We start from the raw sequence: 19,764 nt of genomic DNA, 5'->3' as shown, positions 1-19,764 counted from the left end.
GGTTTCAGAGTTGCCTCCGCTCTCCAGTACTGGGCCTGAGAGTTTCCCGGGGAGGGAATTGCACCTACGGCGCCGACGCGATGGCTTCGCGTGGGCTCTCCCGAAGAGCGTGATGACGGCAATTTCTGTGAGCCATGATACTTAATCGGCGCACATGAGTCAGCACGGGCGGGTCGCCCCGGCGACCTTGCTTGAGGATCAGCGGCTGAAGCGCACCTGCCCGCCGACAATGGCGGTTTCCACGCGGGTGTCGCGGATGGCCTCAGCCTGCTCGAACAGGGTGTCCTCATCCGGGTAGGCCTGTTCGAAGGACACTGCCCCGTCAGCACCCTCGCGGGCCAGCGGGTCGGTGTCGACGGTGATGAAGTCGGCTTCCATGCCCGGAGCAATCCGCCCCGACACGTTTTCCCTGCCGGCCGCGAAAGCCGCACCGGAGGTGTGGGCGGCGATCGCGCGGTAGGCGCTCATGCGCCGCTCCGGCTGGTAGGCACTCGACCTGTCACCGCTGATGTCTGCCCTGGTCATCGCCGCGTACACGGCGGCCCACGGAGTGCTCGGCTCCACTGGCGCATCGGATCCGAAGGCGAGCGCCGCCCCTGCGTCTTCCAGCTGCGTCCACGCGTAGCCGGCGAGTGCGGCATCCAGTGGGATCTGCGCCAGTAGGTGAAGGTCGGAAATGCAGTGGCGCGGCTGCATTGAGGCGATGACTCCGAGATCGGCAAAGCGCTGAATGTCGCCGGGCTGGACGAACTGCGAGTGCTCAATGCGGCGGCGCAGCGTCCGGCCCAGGCGCTTTTCGGCCGCGCTGTGTTCGCCCGCTGAGCGTTCGTAGGCGCCCAGCACCTGGTGGACCGCCTGATCGCCGATGGCGTGGACGATCGGCACGATGCCAGCCCTGTACGCCTCGACCATGGCGTCGGTGAGCGCGTCTTCCGAGATCACCTCGGCCCCGTAGTTGGGAGCCTCTTCGCCTTCTGCCGGCGGGAACGGCGAGGACATGTGGCACGTGTGCGAGCCGAGCGCACCGTCAGCGAAAAGCTTGAGTCCGCCATGGTGGAACCAACTGTCGCCTTCACCGGTTGTCCAGCCAGAGGACTTTGCCCAGGCGAGCTCCTGCGGACGGAGGTATTTGACAACGCGGATGTCCTGTTCGCCGCGCTGACCGAGTTCCAGCCAGGCGCGACGGGACAGTTCGCCTTCGATTTCGTGCAGGCCCGTGAGCCCTTCGGAAAGCCACGTGCGCTGCTGAACCTTCAAAGCGTCAGCCGCGGCCGAGGCGGAGGGGTCTGGGATTGCGGCTTTCACCAGTTCTGCGGCGCCTTCTCGGATGATCCCGGTGAGCCTCCCGCCTGGTTCGCGAACATACTCGCCGTCGTGCGGGTCGGGGGTGTGTGGGCCAACACCGGCCTCTTCGAGGGCGAGCCCGTTGACCCACAGGGTGTGGTAGTCGATCGACCACAGGGCCACGGGGTTGTTCGGTGCGGCTTTCTCGAGGTGAGCGCGGTCTGGCTGTGCGTCGAGGCCCCACTTGGTGAAGTCCCAGCCAGCGCCGGTGATCCATTCGCCATCCGGCACACCTGACGCGTAGTCGGCCAGCGCCGTCATTGCCTGTTCGAGGGATTCCGTGCCGAAAAGGCTGAGCTCTTCTGCCCCGAGTGCCTGCGAAAGACCGTGAATGTGGGCGTCGACGAAGCCGGGCATTGCGATGGCTCCGCCGAGGTCAACGGTCTCAGCGCCTGCGGTGTGGGCTCGCAATTCGTCGGCGCCTCCTGCGGCGACGATCTTTTCGCCCTCGACGAGGACGGCTGAGGCTTGCGGCTGGGACTTTTCGAAGGTGAGGAAGCGGGCACCGAGAAACAGGCGGCGGCGTGATGACATAGCGGCAAGTCTAGGTCCCACGGCGGTGCGACAAAGAACCGGCCATTAAGCTAGACTTTTCTTTCGCAAATACTTCCCCTATGCTGTGTTCGGGCCCTTTAGGTAAGCCTTACCTAATCTTCAACTTCCCGACGCATACACGAAAGAAACAGCATGAAGACTGCACGACGCCTCGCCGCACTCATCGGTGCGAGCTCCCTCGCACTGACCCTTGCCGCATGCGGCTCCGGCACCGCTGAAAACAGCGAATCCGGCAGCGCTGAAACCGTCAGCATTGAAACGAACGACGGCACCGTCGAGGTTCCGAAGAACCCGAAGAAGGTTGTCGCCCTGGACAACCGCTCCTTCCAGACGCTCGAAGACTGGGACATCAAGCCCGCCGCGGCTCCCCGCAAGATCGTTTCGAAGTCGCTGGACCTGCGCGAAGACGAATCTGTTGTCGACCTGGGCAACCACCGCGAACCCGACCTCGAAGCGATCGTGGCCGCTGAACCTGACGTGATCATCACCGGTCAGCGCTTCACCCAGCACACCGACAAGATCAAGGAACTCGCCGGAGACACCCCGATCGTCGACCTCGAACCGCGCGACGGCAAGCCCCTGGACGAAGAATTCAAGCGCCAGACCACCGCTCTGGGCGAAATCTTCGGCAAGGAAAAAGAGGCTGACGAACTCGTCAAGAAGTTCGAGGACGCCGAAAAGGCAGCCAAGGACAGCTACAACAAGGACGAAACCGTCATGGGGCTCATCTCCACCGGCGGCAACCTCAACTACTCCGCTCCCTCCCAGGGCCGCGGTGTCGGCCCGCTGTTCGACATGGTCGGCCTGAAGCCCGCCCTTGACGTTCCGGATGCCTCGGAAGACCACGAAGGCGATGACGTCAGCGTCGAAGCAATCGCCAAGTCCAACCCTGACTGGATCATCGTCATGGACCGCGATGCCGCCATCACCATGAAGGACGGCGAAAAGTACCACTCGGCAAAGGACGTCGTTTCGAACTCCGCTGCACTCAAGAACGTGACCGCCATCAAGGAAGGCCACGTGCTGTACATGCCGGAAGACACCTACGTCAACGAATCCATCCAGACCTACACCGAGGCCCTTGAGAACCTCGCGGAGGAATTCGGCAAGCAGTGACACGCCCCGCCCTGCTCACGTGGCGATTCGGCGCCGCAGTCGCCTTGACTGCGGCGCTGGTCGTTGCTTCTCTTTTTGTCGGCGTCTTCGACATCTTCGGCGAGGGCGGTGCCGAAATGTTCGCGATCACGCGCATCCCCCGGACCATTGCACTCGTGCTCTCCGGTGCGGCCATGGCCATGTGCGGCCTGGTCATGCAGCTCATGACCCAAAACCGCTTTGTCGAACCGACGACCACCGGAACCACCGAATGGGCGGGGCTCGGGCTGCTGCTCACTATGATCATCGCCCCCGATTCTGGACTGCTGGTCAAGATGGCCGGGGCGATCATCATGAGCTTCATCGGAACGCTCATCTTCTTCGCGTTCCTGCGCCAAGTGACTCTGCGCTCGTCCGTCATCGTGCCGATCGTCGGGCTCATGCTCGGCGCGGTCGTCGGCGCGGTCTCCACCTACATCGCCCTGGCAACCGACATGCTGCAGAGCCTCGGCATCTGGTTTGCCGGCTCTTTCACCTCGGTGCTGAAAGGCCAGTACGAACCGCTGTGGATTGTCGTCGCAATCGCCGTCGCGATCTTCATCGCCGCTGACCGCTTCACCGTTGTAGGACTGGGCGAAAGCGTGGCCGTCAACGTCGGCATCAACTACAACCGGGTCATCCTGCTGGGCACGGGCCTGGTCGCCCTGGCCACCGGTGTTGTCACGGTGGTCGTCGGCAATCTGCCGTTCTTGGGCCTCGTTGTGCCCAACATCGTCTCTATGTTCCGCGGCGATGACCTGCGGTCCAACCTGCCGTGGGTGGCCCTCATGGGCATTGCCGCCGTCACCGTGTCCGACTTGATCGGGCGGACCATCATCGCTCCGTTCGAAATCCCCGTCAGCCTGATCCTGGGCGTTGTCGGCTCGGTCGTGTTCATCGCTCTCCTGCTGAGGAAGAAGTCTCGTGCCTAACACTCCCCGCTCCCTGCCGCCGCGGGTTTCGGCCAATGAGCGCCTTCCCGCCGGCCACCCCATCCTGTTTGAAGAGTGCCTGGTCGCCGACTCCCTCCGGGCGGCCCCCGAACGCTTTTCCGGCGCCCTTCCCACCAAAGCAAAGAAGCGCCGCTACTGGATCATGATGAGCGTCCTGGGTCTGCTTGCCCTGGCGATCACCGCCGCCACACTCGCGTGGAAGAGCCCCGTGCCCATCAGCCATCCGGGCTTCTGGGTCATTTCGAAGCTGCGCGCCTCCACCCTGATCATCATCCTTGTTGTGGCCTTCGCGCAGGCCACCGCGACTATTGCCTTTCAGACGGTGACGAACAACAGGATCCTGACCCCATCGATCATGGGCTTTGAGTCTCTGTACCGGCTTGTGCAGACCGCGGCGGTGTTCTTCCTGGGCGCCGGCGGCACGGCCGCACTGACCGGCACCCTGCCGTTCTTGGTTCAGGTAGCCATCATGACTGCCATGTCCGGTCTGCTCTACGGGTGGCTGCTGGGCGGTTTCGGCAGAAAGCGCGATGTTTCCGGTCACGACCTGCAGATCACCCTGCTCATCGGCCTTGTCTTAGGCGGCGGCCTGGGCGCTATGTCCACCTTTATGCAGCGACTGCTGACTCCGAGTGAGTTCGATGTCCTCACTGCTCGGCTCATCGGCTCGATCGCCAACGCCGACGCGCGCTACCTGCCGTACGTTCTGCCCCTGATGGTGCTGGCCGGCGGCGGGCTGTGGTTCATCAGCCGCAAGCTCAACCTCATGGCTCTCGGCCGGGAAGCCGCCGTGAACCTGGGGCTCGATCACAAGCGGCTGCTGATCGGCTCACTGCTGATGATCGCCGTTCTCATGGCGATTTCCACCGCACTGGTCGGCCCGATGACGTTCTTCGGCTTTCTGACCGCGATGATCACCTACCAGCTGGCCGACACCTTTGACCACCGTCTGCTGTTTCCCATGGGCGTGCTCGTCGGCTTTGTGATTCTGGCCGGTTCGCACTTTGTTCTGAAGAACCTGTTCTACGCCGAAGGCAGTGTGGGCATCATCATGGAGGTCGTCGGCGGCACATTCTTCCTCGTCTACATCCTCCGAAAGGGGCGCCTGTGATCAACCTGTCCGACGTCGCGCGAAAATACGCTGATGACGTCTGCATCGGTCCGGTCGACCTGGAGATTCCGGCGCAGGGCATTACGGCACTCGTCGGCCCCAACGGGGCGGGCAAGTCGACTCTGCTGACGATGATCGGTCGGCTTATGGCCATGGACTCCGGTCACATTACGGTTGGCGGGCACGATGTGACGACCACCAAGAGCGACGAACTGGCGAAGATCGTGTCGATCCTGCGCCAGGAGAACCACTTCGTGACCCGCCTGACGGTGCGCCAGCTGGTGGGCTTCGGGCGGTTTCCCCATTCCAAGGGCCGCCTGACTCCGCAGGACGAAACCGCGATCAGCGAAGCCATCGACTTCCTGGGGCTGAGCCGTTTAGAGGGCCGGTACCTCGATGAGCTTTCCGGCGGGCAGCGCCAGCGAGCCTATGTGGCGATGGTGTTGGCGCAGGAAACCGATTACGTCCTGTTGGACGAACCGCTGAACAACCTCGACATGCAGCACTCGGTCATCATGATGCGCCACCTGCGCCGCGTGGCGAATGAACTGGGCCGCACGGTCGTCATCGTGCTGCACGACATCAACTTCGCCGCTGCCTACGCGGACAGCATCTGCGCTGTCAAAGAGGGCCAGGTTGTCGAATTCGGCACCCCGGAGGAGATCATGCGCAGTGAGATTCTCACTCGCGTTTTCAACACTCCCGTCCAGGTGGTCGATGGGCCAAACGGCCCGCTGGCCGTGTACTACTGACCAACCACCGGGCAGACCCTGCGCAAACAGCGCCGCGCAGACCCTCAAGCGTGCCGGCGCAGGAATTCCATGCGTTCGGCAGTGTCGGCGATGATGACCGGTTCGCTGCGGTCTGTGGGCAGCTGCACGTACAGGCCGGCTTCGCGGGCGATGACCGCTCCCCCGGCCCAGTCGTAGATGCCCAGACCACGTTCGAAGTAGGCGTTGACCTTCCCCTCCGCCGCTAGGCAGATGTCGATTGCGGCTGAGCCCATGCGGCGGATGTCGTCGAACTCCTGCAGCACGGGGCTGAGCCTGCTGACCTGCTCTGCGCGCCTTAGCGGCGCGTATCCGAAGCCGGTCGCGGCAACTGCTCCCGGCAGTCCCGCCGGGGTTCCGCTGATCCTGGTCGCCGAGGCGCCTGTTGTCAGTTCTGCTGCTTCCGGCAGTCCTGTGCGCACCCATGCGCCAGCACCGGGGCGGGCGTACCAGACGGTGTCCAGCACGGGTGCTGCAACGAGGCCGATTTCCCACTGGCCTTCAGCCGGGTGGCGGTCGTCGGGGTGACGAGCACCCAAAGAGATGCAGTGGGCGGGCAGTCGGCGCACGAAGTTGACGGTTCCGTCGATCGGGTCGACGTGCCATTCCAGTGGTTCGATCTCACGCAGACGCGTGGCAAACTGCGGGTCGTGAGCCAGGGTGGGAACCACGAGACCGGACAGAAGAGCGGCACCGTCCTCCACCTCGTGAGCGTTCAGGGGTGCGGCGGATTCTTCGCCCACGACCGTGTCCTGCGGGCGGAAACGGGCAAAGTAGCCGCGCACCAGGCCTTCGATTTCAGCGTCGGCTTCGGTGACGAGGTTGTTGGGGTCGTCTTTGGCTTCAACGTGTGCGCGGGACAGTTTCGAGGCCCACAGGCCCATGCGCGACCACCCGAGGAAAGCGGCATCGCGGGCGAGCGCCAGCAGCGGATCGATCATGCAGTCCACGTTACAGTGGGCACATGACGGTCATCATCGGCTATCTCCCCTCCCCCGAAGGTCAGGCTGCTCTCAAGGCAGGCTTTGCCGAGGCGAAGGCTCGCGACGTTCGCGCTCTCGTGGTGAACTCCCCGCGGCTGGGTGCGGCAAGCGAAGTGACAACCCTCGATGCTTCTGAAGCAGCGGCCCTGGAAGAGCAGGCCCGCAAAGCCGGGGTCGAGGCTGAGGTTCTGCAGCCGGAACACGAAGACAATCTGGTCGAAACCCTCAACCGGTGTGCCAAAGAAAACGATGCCAGCATGATTGTGATCGGCCTGCGCAAGCGCAGCGCGATCGGCAAGTTCATTCTGGGCTCTCAGGCACAGCGGATTCTGCTGGACTCCGATGTTCCCGTGCTGACGACGACACCGTAGACGCCGACGGCGGGGCTGTCTGCGGGATCAGGCGTGACGGCTACCATGAACTTATGGTCCAAGCCCAGTCGCCCGTGCGGATTTTTCTCGACGTCGACGGCGTTCTCAACTCCTATCCCGTGCCGGAGCCTCGGTTCAAACGGGAGAAGCGTCGGGCTGTTCACGCTTGGAACTACGAACTGCACTACCGACCGCACATTGTGCAGCTCATGGAGCGTTTTTTGCGCCGCCGCTACGCCCAGCTGGTGTGGCTGTCCACGTGGTCGCACCTGTGCACCGAGGAAATCGAACCGAAGCTCGGATTCACGCGCCGGTATGCGGTCGAAGCCATGCCGGATTCGTCATTCAACTACTACGCCGACGACCCACACACGTGGTGGAAAGCCAAAGCGGTCGAAAAGTTCCTGCGCAACAATCCCGACGACCGCGCCATCTGGATTGACGACGACCTCGTCCACACCACCACCCTGGAGCACTTCACGACGCTTTTCGGCGATCGCCTGCTCATGATCGCCCCGGAATACAGCACGGGGCTCACAGAGGCGCACTTTAAGCAGATGCGCCGCTTCACCCCACCCGCCCCCAGAACTCCGCACCGGACAACACCCGCAGGCCTCGGCACCTCGGGCAGCCACGCAGGGGCAGCCGAACCGACCGGGCCCGCGGGCCCCAGCGGCACTGCGGCCGGCAGCCCAGCCGGCGCATCCATCCCAGCCGGCCCCGACCCAGAAAGCCCTGCCGGAACAGCGCAGAACAACCCGTACTCGCTGACACCTCGACCCAGAAAGCTGCGGCTATGACCACCATCGGCGTCTTCGATTCCGGCTTGGGCCTCACCGCGTTCGCCCACGCCATCCACCGGGCCGCCCCGCAAGCCGACCTTGTACTGGCCATGGACCCGGACTTCGCCCCCTACGGCCGCCTGTCGGGTGCTGATGTCACCAAACGCGCACTGTTTTCAGCCCGCACCCTGGCCCAGCACGAACCCGATGCGATCGTCGTGGCCTGCAACACCGCCTCGGTCAATGCGCTGCCGGCCCTGCGCAAAGAGTTCAAGATCCCAATCATCGGCACGGTGCCGGCCATCAAGCCCGCGGCGGAAGCCGGCCGGCCGTTTGCCGTGTGGGCAACCCCGGCAACCACCAACAGCGAGTACCAAAACAAGCTGATCGGGAAGTTTGCGGCCGGTCTTGACGTTCACCAAACAGCGGCCTTTGGACTGGCGCAGGCCATTGATGCGGCTGACCCCGTGAGCATTCGCGCGGCAGTTGCCCAGGCAATGGCCGACACCCCCGAAGGCATCACCGACATTGTGCTCGGCTGCACTCACTACGGCCTGGTGGCAGACGTCATTCGCGCCGCCCGCCCGGGTATCAGGCAGCTGTACGATTCGCACGGCGCCGTTGCCCAGCAAACGCTGCACCGACTGGGACTGAAGCCCAGTCCCGAGGCTCAGCCCACCGGCCGGCTGCGGCACGTGTACCTGTCGGGACGACCGGGGAAACTCCCGGCCGCAGTCGGCGCCTACCCTGCCGGTCAGGCGCTTTTGGACATTGCTGTGTGAGGAAGGGATCTACCGTGGCAGTCCGCCCGATCAACCTGTTCTTAGTTCTGCAGGGCGTCTTCGCGCTCATTGCTTCGATTCTTCTGGTGGTGTGGCCCGGCCACAGCGCCGTGGTGTTCTCCTACCTGGTGGGCTTCTGGTTCTTGGCTGATGCCGCGCTCGCGCTGTTCGCCTCAGTGCGCCGCAAGTCCAGTCTGGCGCTGGGTCACACGATCCTGTCGGCGCTGTTGGGCATTCTCATTCTGGCGGCACCCAAGGCTCTTCTGGGCTTCCTCGTGGTGGTTATGAGCATTGCGGCCGTCCTGTTCGGCGCGGGTGTCATCCTTGTGTCTGTTCTCATGCGCAGCCTGGGTGTGCGCTCGTGGTGGTTGGGTCTGGTGCTCGGCATTGCCGCGGTCTTCGCCGGTTTCCTCATGCCCGTCTTCCCGGCTGACACCATCACGATCGGCATGTACCTGGCCGCGTTCCTGCTGGCCATCTACGGTGTTCTCAGCTTGATGCTGGCCCGCCGGATCACCACGACTTTCCGCGCCTTCCGCACGCAGAACGGGCAGGCTCAGGGGTGGACGGCTTCCGGTCGGATCGGCGGCCCGGGTGGTCGAGGCGGCAGGAACGGCCGAGGTGAAGGCCCCCAGGTGATCGAGGGCGAGGTCGTCGACGACGGCTGATCGGGCTTCCTCACCACCAGCGGTCAGTGTCGGCTTCGAGGATTTCCAGCAGTTCCCCGGCGAAGGACTGCGTGCCCACCGCCAGCACATCACTGCCGGCGGCCTGGGCGTTATGCACTGCTTGCTGGGTTGTTGTGTCGGCCTGTGATCGGCTGTAGTTGAGGTATTCGCGGCCCGCACCGACGAATGTCACGGGCAGCCCCTCAAGTTCGGCTATGCAGCCTTCGACGTCTTTGACATCCGGAAATGCAGCCAGCACCCGAAAACCGGGACGCAGGATCCCTTCGGCGCGAGCACGGATATCAGCCACACCTTCCGGGCTGATGGACGTGTCGATGCACCATTGCGCCCCACTGACCGTGTGCAGGGACGCGCGGCCGGGCAGAATCAGCTTTTCTGCGAGCTCTTCGGCATTCGGCAGGGCTGCCTGCTTCCGGTCTGGGAAGCTGACTTCCAGCAGACTGCACGCAGTTTTAGCGCCTACTCGGATATTGCGCTCCAGGGTTGCCCCTGTTTCAACGAAGTCTGTGCGCTCAGGCAGGCGGCTGTGTGCTTGGGGCGGCTGTGGTGAAAACGCCACGACCCGCTCTGTGGCGTCGTCGATGACTCCCAGCAGATCAGCCGCAACAGCATCGAGCGAACCGCCCAGAACATCCAGGTGTTCCGCAAAGATCTGCGTGACCCCGACAACCGGGTAGGAGAACAGCGAAACATCGTCGCTCAGACCGCCCAGGCCCTCCTCGACGACGAGGACATCGACCCCTGCATCCAGCAACCAGCTCAGCCCAATGAGGGTATACATGCCCGAAGGCGGCAGATAGCCGTCATCTGAGGAGGGCAGAGCCTCAAGCGCACGGGCGGCCCGATGGGACAGCGCTCCGTAGTCCGCTTGGGAAATCGCGCGGCCGTCAATGCGAATGCGTTCGCGATTGTGGCGCAGCGGCGGGCTCGTGATGGTTCCCACGCGCAGACCCGCGGCGTGCAGAGTCGCAGTTGCTGCCGCCACCGCGGTGCCTTTGCCCTTTGATCCGACTATGAGACAGGCGGGGACGGAAAGACCCCGGTGCAGTCCCAGGTGTTCCTGCAGGAGGGCTGAGCGCTTATGGGACCGTGTAATTGTCCGCTGGCCTCCGTTTTCGCGGCGGCGCGCATCGTTCCATTCACGGAAGAAGGGCTCGTCTGCAGGGTCGTGTCGCAACGTCACGGAACAACCCTAACCGTCAGTTCAGACGGTCAGAAAGCCTCTTGACAGTGAGCTTGAGGGCTTTCGCCACGCGCAGTTCGTTGTCAGCACTCCAGTAGTTGGCCGGCAGGACGATGGAAAGGGCCGCAACCAGCGAACCTGATCTGGGCTGCAGAGCGGCGCTGATAGTCCACGTGCTGGAATCGTCGCAGTGTTCGATGGCATAGCCACGCAGACGGACCGCACGAAGCTCTTCCAGGACCTTGGGCAGCAGGTCTTCGTCGATGAGTCCGGCAATCGCACCTTTGGGCAGGCAGGACAGAATCGCCTGGCCGGCGGCTGATGTTGCAATCGGCTCCATGTCACCGGGCCACGACGGGCACGCGGGCGCGTCAGGACCGCGGTCTGCCGTGAGGATCTGTGCTTCATTGCCGCGCAGCGTGGACAGGTGGACGCAGCCGTCAATGGCGTCTGCCAGCGCGCGCATGGCCGGAGCTGCCGCATTGACCAACGGCACGGAGCGCAGATACGCAGCACCCACGCCAGTAGATGCCGGCCCCGGCACGTAGCCGTTCTTGCGCTTGCTGACAACGTTGAGCTCTTCAAGGACCGCAAGGATGTCATAGACGGTGGAGCGGGGAATATCGAGTTCCCGTGACAGCTGTCCGGCGCTCATGGGCTCGTTGCTGAGGGAAACAGCGCGCAGCATCGCAACTGCGCGCCGCAGAGCCGGGACATCCGCCATTCCTGTTCCTTTCTGCGTATGCGCCTGTTACGGCGCAACGGGTGACGCCAAGTTCACCCTTACGAATCTCAGCCTACCGATAACCACTGACATAAAACCGGCCCGGCGATAGATGAGACGTATCTGTGCGCTTCGTGAACGTGTGATTCTGTCCGAAAAACCCATTCTGTACTGAATTCGTATTTTTTCAAAGCTTCCTCTCTCCTCACCGCCGGCTGTTTCGGTGCGCAGCGGAGAACTGCTCCGTAAACGAAGACTCAGCGCAGACGCACTGAGATTCCCTCAGCGGCTTCTACTGCCAGGGCGCTGACTTCCTTTTCACGGTCCTCCCCGCTGTCATCAGTGGGCAGCGAAATGCCGAACGCGGCAATCGGCCTGCCCGCGGCATCGACAATGGGGGCGGCAACAGTCCAAATGCCGTCGCTGATTTCACCGTGCTCAATCGAATAGCCGCGGGAGCGAACACCGGCCAATTCGCTGTTGAGTTCCCGCAGCGACGTGGGCCCCTGCCCCGTGCGCTGCGCAAAAACGAGTTCAGAAGAGAAGATCGCCACCACCTCGCGCCTCTCCAGCCGGGACAGGATCGCCCGGCCGGTCGCGGTGAGATAGGCGGGCATGCGGATGCCGGCCTCGGTGACGATCCGCGGCGCCCTCTTGGCTGACTCCTTCAGCAGGTACACCGTCTCCCAGCCGCGCAGAACCGCCAACTGGACGGAACCGCCGGCCGCTTCAGCTGTTTCGAGCGCAGCCGGCTGGGCAATCCGCTGCAGAGACGCGTGACGTGAGTGCGCGGCGTCGAGTTCACTGATACCGGAGCCCAGCACATAGCCGGTGTCGACTTTGCGCACCATGTCGAGCTCTTCAAGAACAGCCAGGAGGTCGTACAGGCTGGAGCGGGGAATGTCCAGGGTGCGTGCGAGAGCTCCGGCGCTGATGGGCCGCAGTGACGAGCCCAGATGGCGCAGAATCCCAACGGAACGCCTGAGTGCCGGAACTTCTGCCACGTTATTCCTCCTTGAAAAACCGTGTGTAGAGCCTCCCCAGCGGATCCTGTTCAGCGCTCTTAGGGCGAGAGCGGCGAACCCGGCCGGCAACGATGACGGCGCTGATATCCGCAGCGGTGGCCGACATCACCACCTGTTCTCCGCGTGAACCGGCGGTGCGAACACTTGCGTGCTCAACAGTGACGATGTCTGCTGGGCACCCTACCGCAATCCCAGAGCGCAAACCCAACGCCGAAGCCCCAGACCGCGTCAGGGCGGTGATGAGTTCGGCTGGGCTGAAGCGTCCCCTCTGGCCCGATGCCAGCCGCTCACCGGCTTCCAGTGCCTGCAGTTCCCGCATGGAGTCCAGCACAACGTGCTGGTCAGAGCCCAGGCAGATGACCGCTCCGGCGTCCGCGAGCGCACGTGCCGGCCCGATCCCGTCGGCGAGATCCGCCTCGGTCGTGGGGCACATGACGATGTGCACCCCGGCATCCCCCAGCAGCCGAATGTCGTCATCGCTCAGGTGAGTGGCGTGCACCGCCGACAGGCGCGGTGACAGGAGCCCCGCCTCGGCGAGCAGCCGCGTGGGCGTTTTCCCGTAGGCGGCGAGCGCCTGTTCGTTTTCGGCGGGCTGTTCGGACAGGTGGATGTGCAGGGGGCCATCGAGTTCAGCAAAGCGCGGAAGGTCTTCCGCGGCGACTGCGCGCACGGAGTGGATGGCCGCACCGACGGTGACCAGCGGGCTGAAGTCGGCGAGTGCCGCGCGCAGACTGGCGTGCCTGCGCATGTACCCGTCGATGCTGCCATCGCCGAAGCGCACCTGCTCGGGTGCGAGCTCTTTGCCGATGCTGCCTTGCAGATAGCACGTGTCCAGCAGGACCAGGCGGATGCCGGCTGTTGCTGCCGCTTCGGCCAAGGCGCGCTCCATGGCGTGGTCGGGGTAGGCGGTGCCGTCCGGGGCGTGGTGGACGTAGTGGAATTCGCCGACCGAGGTGTAGCCGGCCTCGATCATCTCCCCGAACACCGCCGTGGCGACTTCGCGGTACAGCTGCGGGGTCAGGGAGGCAGCTGCCGCGTACATTTCCTGCCGCCACGTCCAGAAGGTGCCCCCGTCATCGTGCGTCCTGCCGCGCAGCAGGCGGTGGAAGGCATGCGAGTGCGCGTTGTGCGCACCCGGGAACGCCGTGCCGGTGAAGACGTGGATGTCTTCTGACGAGGTGCCGGGTGGGGTGGCAGGTGAGGTGCCGGGGGCAGCTGGCACGGAGGCAGCTGGCTCCGGGGCGGACGAGGTGCCGCATTCGACGGCGGTGATGGTGCCGCTCGCATCAGCAGTGACGAGGACGTTGGAGCGAATGCGGCCGTCCACGTAGGCGCGGGGAAAGAAGAGCTTCATGCTGTGGCTTTCAGTTCCGCGGCCAGAACATCGGCAAGGGCGGCCGCTCCGGCGATCTGGTCGGATTCTTCGCACGCCTCTTCCGGCGCGTGGGAAACACCCGTGGGATTGCGCACGTAGAGCATGGCCGAGGGCACGTGGGCGGCGAGAATGCCGGCGTCGTGGCCCGCTCCTGACGGCATGCGCGGTGCGTTCGGCAAGACCGCCTGCAGCCTGTCGTTGAGGGCTGCGTGGAAGTCCACGGTCGGCGAATAGGATTCGCGCCGCACTTCGGCGGTGAGCCCCTCAACACTCGCGGCGAGGTCCTGGGCGCGGTCGGTGATGTCGGCGAGCACCGCCTCGACAACCGTGTCGTCAGGGTGGCGGATGTCCAGCCAGAAGTCCATGGACGAGGCGATGACGTTCGTCCCGCCGGGGTGAATGTGCGTCCTGCCGACCGTAGCGACAGAACCGCTGTGCGCCCCGGCGATCTGCGGAATCCCGCCGATCACAGAACTTGCCGCAGCAACCGGGTCAGCCCGGTGGCTCATCGGGGTTGTTCCGGCGTGGTTGCCCTGCCCCGTGAACCGGAAGTTCCAGCGGCCGTGGCCGATGATCGAACTGCCGATCGACACCGGCTGGTCGGTGTTGATGAGCCCCACGCCCTGTTCGACGTGCAGCTCGATGAACGATCCGATCTGGTTCAGGCGGTCACGGTCAGCGCCCATGTGCTCCGGTGTGAGGCCGTAGGCGCTGGCCGCCTGGGCGAACGTCACGCCGTCAGCGTCCTTGAGTGCCAGCGCCCTGTCACGGTCGATGGCTCCCGTCAGCAGGCGCGAACCCAGGCAGGCAACGCCGAAGCGGCTGCCCTCCTCTTCGGGGAACACGGCAATCGCCAGGGGCCTTTCCGCCCGTTCGAGGCGCCCATCGGCTTTCAGCTGGTCGACCGCAGCCAGGGCCGAGGCGACACCCAGCGGACCGTCGAACTCACCTCCGCCGGGGACGGAATCCAGGTGCGATCCGGTGACCACGGCGTTCGGCCCAGGCCTGGTCACCCACGCCCACGTGATGCCATTGGAGTCGATTTCGACGTCAAAGCCGCGCTTACGGCACTCGGCGATGAACCATTCACGCAGGGTGCGCTCTTCACGGCTGAAGCCGAAACGCCGATAACCCAGGCCAGACGGGTCGCGTCCGACATCGCGGATTGCGGCCATAAGCCCCAGAACCGACATCAGTTCACCCCGGTGAGCACCGTGCCGTCGACATCCGCAAGCGTGTGTTCGAGCGTTCCCGCCTCCGAAGCGGCCTTAAGGACAGCACCGCTGGTCACAAGCTCAACAGTCTGCGCGAGTTCGGGCGACATGAAGCGGTCCGAACCGGGGCCGGGAACCGTTTCGCGCAGCAGGCCGATGACAGCGCCGGTCACGGGGCTGGCGGCCGCGTCACGCAGATCCGCCGCCCGCGCTGCCGCATAGATTTCAACTGCCAGAACACGTGCAAGGTTGTCCAAAGACTGGCGCAGCTTGCGGGCCGCACCCCAGCCCATCGACACGTGGTCTTCCTGCATCGCCGACGACGGAATCGAATCAACACTCGCCGGTGTGGCCAGTCGCTTGGATTCCGACACCATGGCCGCCTGCGTGTAATGCGCAATCATCAAGCCCGAATCCACACCCGGGTCATGCGCCAAGAACGAGTGCAGGCCCTCATTGCGCGTCTTGTCCATCGCCCGATCCGTGCGACGCTCCGCAATTGAGGCGACATCGGCAGCCACAATCGCCAAGAAGTCCAGCTGGTGGGCAAGCGGAGCTCCGTGGAAGTTGCCATTGGAGGACACGGTGCCGTCCGGGAGAACCACCGGGTTGTCCACCGCCGACCGGATTTCGCGTGCGGCCACCTGCGCCGCAAACACTGCGGCATCCCGGGCGGCACCGGTCACCTGCGGCGAACAGCGGAGCGAATACGCATCCTGCACCAAATGCTCCGAATCCCGGTGGCTGGCCATGATCTCGGAATCCTGCAGAGCCGCGAACATATTGCCCGCACTCGTGCGCTGGCCCGGGTGCGGACGCAGAGGGTAGTGCAGCTCGGGCTTGAACACCTGGTCGGTGCCCAACTGGGACTCAACAGACATAGCCGCGCTGATATCGGCGGTCGTCAAAAGCTTCTCAAGGTCGTACAGCGCAAGGATAAGCATGCCCAGCATCCCGTCGGTTCCATTGACGAGCGCCAAGCCCTCCTTTTCCTCAAGCTCAACCGGAGTGATGCCCGATTCGGCAAGGACGGGGCCAGCATCGACGGGCTCACCGTCCGGGCCGTGCACCTTGCCTTCGCCCATGACCACGAGCGCACACGCCGACAGCGGGGCGAGGTCACCAGAACAGCCGAGCGAACCGTGCTCATGCACCCACGGGGTGATGCCGGCGTTGAGAATCTCAACATAGGTCTGCAGGGTCTCAACCTTCACACCCGTCCGCCCGGTGGCCAGAGTGCGGGCGCGCAGCAGCATGAGCGCACGCACCACCTCGACCTCTACCGGGTCGCCGATGCCCGCAGCGTGGGAGCGGATGAGCGACTTCTGCAGCTGCGCGCGACTCTCGTGCGGAATGTGGCGCTGCGCGAGCGCCCCAAAGCCGGTCGAAACTCCGTAGACGGGCTTCGGGTGGGCGGCCAGAGCATCCACCGCACGTCGGGCCTCTGCGACATCGGCGAGCACGGAATCGGGGATGGTGACCTGTGCGCCGTGCCGAGCAACAGCCACGACATCGGCAAACGACAGAGCCTGGGGGTCAAGAGCGACAGAAGTCGTCACGGGAGCTCCTTACATGTGAATGGGGATGGGTTCGAGGAGATGAGTGTGCCGGCGCGGTAGACCTCAGCGATCTGCTGCACGCCGGGCCGGTAGACCAAATGCCGATAGGACGGGGCATCCAGAATGCTGAAATCAGCCCGACTGCCCACGGTCAGCGCACCCACATCGGTCCGCTGCAGGGCGCGCGCACCGCCGGCCGTGGCCGACCACAGCGCCTGCTCGACCGTGAAGTGCATATCGCGTACGGCAATGGCCATGCAGAAGGGAATCGAATTCGAAAAGCCGCTGCCCGGATTGCAGTCAGATGCAATCGCCACCGTGACCCCCGCCTCGTGATACCTGCGGACATCCGGGTACGGCTGGCGAGTAGAGAACTCAATGCTGGGCAGCAGCGTGAGCACAGTCCCCGCCTCGGCAATGCGAGCCAGGTCCTCATCACTGACAAAAGTCGCGTGATCAGCCGACACCGCACCAACCTCAGCGGCCAGGGCTATGGCGCCCATATCGCTCAGCTGATTCGCGTGCAGGCGAGGCTTCAGACCGTGGGCGAGCCCCGCCTCGACAATCCGGCGAGTCTGCGCGATATCAAACGCGCCTTCCTCGCAGAACACGTCAATCCACTTGGCCAGGCCCTCCTGGGCGGCCCGCGGGATCATCTGTTCGATGATGAGGTCAACGTAGGCATCCGGTGAGTCCTTGTACTCTGCCGGCACCACGTGGGCCGCCATGAGGGTCGTCTCCTCGGTGTGGCGGCGGGCAATGCGCAGGGCCTCGAGTTCGCTTTCGACCGTCAGGCCGTAGCCGGACTTGATCTCACACGTCGTGGTGCCGCTGTGCTCCGCCTGCCGCAGCAGACGAACGAGGTTGTCTTCCAGCTGCTGGGCCGAAGCTTCGCGAGTCGCGCTGACGGTCGTGGCGATTCCGCCGGCTGAATAGGCCTGCCCGGCCATGCGGGCGGCGAACTCTTCCGAGCGGTCGCCGGCGAAGATCAGGTGATTGTGACTGTCGACAAAACCCGGGATGACAGCGCGGCCGGCAGCCGAGACCGCCTCGTCCGCGGCCGGCGCCTGCCCGGTGTCGCCGACCCAGGCCACCGTGCCGTCCTCAACGAGCAGCGCAGCGTTCTGCCGCACGCCCAGGAGGTCCTGCGCCTGCGGGTCGTTGGTGACGAGCTCAGCGATGTCGGTGACAAGCAGAGAAGTCATGACTTCAGCCTACGCGTCCTGCTCGGCGCGGCGGTTGAGATTTTCATCTGCGGGAACCCACAGTCCACGCTCAGCGGCGACATCGTGAGCACGCTCGTAGCCTGCATCCACGTGGCGGATGACGCCCATCGCGGGGTCGTTCGTCAGCAGACGCTCGAGCTTCTGCGCGGCAAGTTCCGTGCCATCGGCAACCGAGACCTGGCCGGCGTGAATAGACCGACCCATGCCGACACCTCCCCCGTGGTGCAGGGACACCCAGCTGGCACCCGAAGAGGTGTTGACCAGGGCATTGAGCAAAGGCCAGTCAGCCACGGCATCCGAGCCATCGCGCATGGCTTCGGTTTCGCGGTACGGGCTCGCCACGGAGCCCGAATCCAGGTGGTCGCGGCCGATGACGATGGGGGCCGACACTTTGCCGTCGGCAACCAGCTGGTTGAACAGCAGGCCCGCCTTGTGGCGCTCCCGGTAGCCCAGCCAGCAAATGCGGGCGGGCAGACCTTCGAACTCGACGTACTCCTGTGCGGCGTCGAGCCAGCGGTGCAGGTGGTCGTTGTCAGGGAAGAGCTCTTTGAGCGCTTCGTCAGTCACCCGAATATCTTCCGGATCTCCGGACAGGGCGACCCAGCGGAAGGGACCTAGGCCCTCGCAGAACAGCGGTCGGATGTAGGCCGGCACAAAACCGGGGAACTCAAAGGCACGGTCATAACCGGCCTTGCGGGCTTCATCGCGGATGGAGTTGCCGTAGTCGAACACGACCGCGCCCCTGTCCTGGAAGCCGACCATTGCGGTGACATGCTTGGCCATCGACTCCTGCGCGCGCAGGGTGAACTTTTCGGGGTTCTCTTCGGCTTCTTCAGACCATTCGTCCACGCTGACGCCAAGCGGCAGGTAGGACAGGGGGTCGTGTGCTGAGGTTTGGTCGGTCACGATGTCGACGGCAACACCGCGGTCCAGCAGCTCCGGCAGAATGTCCGCCGCGTTGCCCACCAGACCCACAGAAAGGGCGCGCTTGTCGGCCTTGGCCGCAAGAACCAGGTCGAGAGCTTCGTCGAGGTCCGAAACAACCTCGTCGAGGTAGCGCTTGCCCTGGCGGCGCTCCATGCGGGTCCGGTCGACGTCGATGATGAGGCACGCGCCTCCGTTGAGTGTGACTGAAAGCGGCTGGGCACCGCCCATTCCGCCGCACCCGGCAGTGACGGTGAGCGTGCCGGCCAGTGTGCCGTCGAAGTGTTCGTTGGCAACGGCGGCGAAGGTTTCGTAGGTGCCCTGGAGGATGCCCTGCGTGGCGATGTAGATCCAGGAGCCCGCGGTCATCTGGCCGTACATCATGAGGCCTTCGGCTTCGAGCTTGCGGAAGTGCTCCCAGTTGGCCCAGTCGCCCACGAGGTTTGAATTGGCAATCAGCACGCGCGGTGCCCATTCGTGGGTGCGGAGCACTCCGACGGGCTTGCCGGACTGGACGAGCAGAGTTTCGTCTTCGCGCAGCTCTTTGAGGGTGTCGACGATCGCATCGAAGGCTTCCCAGCTGCGGGCCGCTCTGCCGGTTCCGCCGTAGACCACGAGGTCTTCGGGCCTTTCGGCAACCTCGGGGTCGAGGTTGTTCATGAGCATGCGCATCGCGGCTTCCGTCTGCCAGCTGCGGGCGGTGATCTCAGTTCCGCGGGGCGCACGGACTGTGCGGCTGGGATCGTGCCTGGTGTAGGACATCGTCGTCGGCTCTCCAAGGGCTCGTAGGGGTTGTCTCCTTTTATGGTCAACCTCTACGAGCCCTGTAACCAGCGAAGCCCGTAAGTGTTGTCCAATATATTGGACAACACTTACGGGCTGTTTTTAGCGGCGCGCTGCCGCGGTTCGGCCCCGGCGTGAGGCGCCGGGGCACACCGGTTGGCAACCAATCCACGCCTTAGCCGAAGGGAGACCCCCTCCAGCAGCCAGCCCAACCAAACACCTCGACGCCTCGCCCCACTTCCAGCACCCAGCCACGCTTTAGCAACAAAAACTCCCG

The 19,764-nt window shown here is 64.4% G+C and carries 18 protein-coding genes and 1 riboswitch; of the genes, 8 read left to right on the top strand and 10 right to left on the bottom strand.

What is annotated here, in order from left to right:
* Positions 1-14: 14 nt before the first annotated feature.
* A riboswitch (glycine riboswitch) is annotated at positions 15-113 on the bottom strand.
* A gap of 85 nt (positions 114-198) precedes the next feature.
* Entirely contained in the window at positions 199-1,878 is a 1,680-nt protein-coding gene (locus HMPREF3087_RS08515; protein WP_070428791.1) for an amidohydrolase, read from the bottom strand.
* A 153-nt stretch (positions 1,879-2,031) separates the two neighbouring features.
* On the opposite strand from HMPREF3087_RS08515, the gene HMPREF3087_RS08510 reads away from it, so the two are divergent.
* The 4 genes from HMPREF3087_RS08510 to HMPREF3087_RS08495 are packed head-to-tail and all read left to right on the top strand — an operon-like array spanning position 2,032 to position 5,849.
* Positions 2,032-3,015 (top strand): siderophore ABC transporter substrate-binding protein, encoded by a 984-nt coding sequence (locus HMPREF3087_RS08510; protein ID WP_070428790.1) that lies wholly within the window; start codon positions 2,032-2,034, stop codon positions 3,013-3,015.
* Positions 3,012-3,965 (top strand): ABC transporter permease, encoded by a 954-nt coding sequence (locus HMPREF3087_RS08505; RefSeq protein ID WP_070428789.1) that lies wholly within the window; start codon positions 3,012-3,014, stop codon positions 3,963-3,965. Before HMPREF3087_RS08510 ends, HMPREF3087_RS08505 begins: the two co-directional genes overlap by 4 nt.
* A complete protein-coding gene (locus HMPREF3087_RS08500) occupies positions 3,958-5,097 on the top strand; it encodes an iron chelate uptake ABC transporter family permease subunit (protein WP_141738914.1) in 1,140 nt (379 codons plus the stop codon). Before HMPREF3087_RS08505 ends, HMPREF3087_RS08500 begins: the two co-directional genes overlap by 8 nt.
* Complete coding sequence (locus HMPREF3087_RS08495) at positions 5,094-5,849, top strand: iron ABC transporter ATP-binding protein (RefSeq protein ID WP_070428788.1); 756 nt, start codon at positions 5,094-5,096, stop codon at positions 5,847-5,849. The genes HMPREF3087_RS08500 and HMPREF3087_RS08495 overlap by 4 nt, the downstream gene beginning before the upstream one ends.
* A 44-nt stretch (positions 5,850-5,893) precedes the next feature.
* Here HMPREF3087_RS08495 and HMPREF3087_RS08490 read toward each other — a convergent pair whose 3' ends face one another.
* On the bottom strand, positions 5,894-6,808 hold the full coding sequence (locus tag HMPREF3087_RS08490) for an inositol monophosphatase family protein (protein ID WP_070428787.1): 915 nt from the start codon (positions 6,806-6,808) through the stop codon (positions 5,894-5,896).
* A 23-nt stretch (positions 6,809-6,831) separates the two neighbouring features.
* On the opposite strand from HMPREF3087_RS08490, the gene HMPREF3087_RS08485 reads away from it, so the two are divergent.
* From HMPREF3087_RS08485 to HMPREF3087_RS08470, 4 genes are read left to right on the top strand one after another with little or no spacing between them, the layout of a single operon-like run.
* Positions 6,832-7,221 carry a universal stress protein gene (locus tag HMPREF3087_RS08485; protein ID WP_070424100.1) on the top strand — a complete coding sequence of 130 codons (390 nt, stop codon included), beginning with the start codon at positions 6,832-6,834 and terminating at the stop codon, positions 7,219-7,221.
* Between the two features lie 53 nt (positions 7,222-7,274).
* Entirely contained in the window at positions 7,275-8,021 is a 747-nt protein-coding gene (locus HMPREF3087_RS08480; RefSeq protein WP_070428786.1) for an HAD domain-containing protein, read from the top strand.
* Entirely contained in the window at positions 8,018-8,785 is a 768-nt protein-coding gene (locus HMPREF3087_RS08475; protein WP_070428785.1) for a glutamate racemase, read from the top strand. The genes HMPREF3087_RS08480 and HMPREF3087_RS08475 overlap by 4 nt, the downstream gene beginning before the upstream one ends.
* A 14-nt stretch (positions 8,786-8,799) precedes the next feature.
* A complete protein-coding gene (locus tag HMPREF3087_RS08470; RefSeq protein ID WP_070428784.1) occupies positions 8,800-9,453 on the top strand; it encodes a DUF308 domain-containing protein in 654 nt (217 codons plus the stop codon).
* A 10-nt stretch (positions 9,454-9,463) separates the two neighbouring features.
* Here HMPREF3087_RS08470 and HMPREF3087_RS08465 read toward each other — a convergent pair whose 3' ends face one another.
* From HMPREF3087_RS08465 to hutU, 8 genes are all read right to left on the bottom strand, one after another.
* Positions 9,464-10,657, bottom strand: a complete 1,194-nt coding sequence (locus HMPREF3087_RS08465; protein ID WP_141738913.1) for a folylpolyglutamate synthase/dihydrofolate synthase family protein — start codon at positions 10,655-10,657, stop codon at positions 9,464-9,466.
* Between the two features lie 16 nt (positions 10,658-10,673).
* On the bottom strand, positions 10,674-11,381 hold the full coding sequence (locus HMPREF3087_RS08460) for an IclR family transcriptional regulator (protein WP_070428782.1): 708 nt from the start codon (positions 11,379-11,381) through the stop codon (positions 10,674-10,676).
* Positions 11,382-11,638: 257 nt separating this feature from the next.
* Positions 11,639-12,385 carry an IclR family transcriptional regulator gene (locus tag HMPREF3087_RS08455; protein ID WP_070424109.1) on the bottom strand — a complete coding sequence of 249 codons (747 nt, stop codon included), beginning with the start codon at positions 12,383-12,385 and terminating at the stop codon, positions 11,639-11,641.
* Between the two features lies 1 nt (position 12,386).
* Entirely contained in the window at positions 12,387-13,760 is a 1,374-nt protein-coding gene (locus HMPREF3087_RS08450) for a formimidoylglutamate deiminase (protein ID WP_070428781.1), read from the bottom strand.
* Positions 13,757-14,974 carry an allantoate amidohydrolase gene (locus HMPREF3087_RS08445; protein ID WP_256173080.1) on the bottom strand — a complete coding sequence of 406 codons (1,218 nt, stop codon included), beginning with the start codon at positions 14,972-14,974 and terminating at the stop codon, positions 13,757-13,759. The genes HMPREF3087_RS08450 and HMPREF3087_RS08445 overlap by 4 nt, the downstream gene beginning before the upstream one ends.
* Positions 14,974-16,554, bottom strand: a complete 1,581-nt coding sequence (gene hutH / locus HMPREF3087_RS08440) for a histidine ammonia-lyase (RefSeq protein ID WP_070428780.1) — start codon at positions 16,552-16,554, stop codon at positions 14,974-14,976. Before hutH ends, HMPREF3087_RS08445 begins: the two co-directional genes overlap by 1 nt.
* Positions 16,551-17,759: an imidazolonepropionase gene (hutI, locus tag HMPREF3087_RS08435; protein ID WP_070428779.1), complete on the bottom strand. Its 1,209-nt coding sequence runs from the start codon at positions 17,757-17,759 to the stop codon at positions 16,551-16,553. Before hutI ends, hutH begins: the two co-directional genes overlap by 4 nt.
* A 9-nt stretch (positions 17,760-17,768) precedes the next feature.
* On the bottom strand, positions 17,769-19,466 hold the full coding sequence (gene hutU, locus HMPREF3087_RS08430; protein WP_070428778.1) for a urocanate hydratase: 1,698 nt from the start codon (positions 19,464-19,466) through the stop codon (positions 17,769-17,771).
* Positions 19,467-19,764 lie beyond the last annotated feature (298 nt).

It is taken from the genome of Brevibacterium sp. HMSC22B09, from assembly GCF_001806795.1.
Taxonomy (GTDB): domain Bacteria; phylum Actinomycetota; class Actinomycetes; order Actinomycetales; family Brevibacteriaceae; genus Brevibacterium; species Brevibacterium ravenspurgense.
The sequence above is the reverse complement of the archived record's forward strand: the minus strand, read 5'-3'. Positions and strand labels throughout refer to the sequence as shown.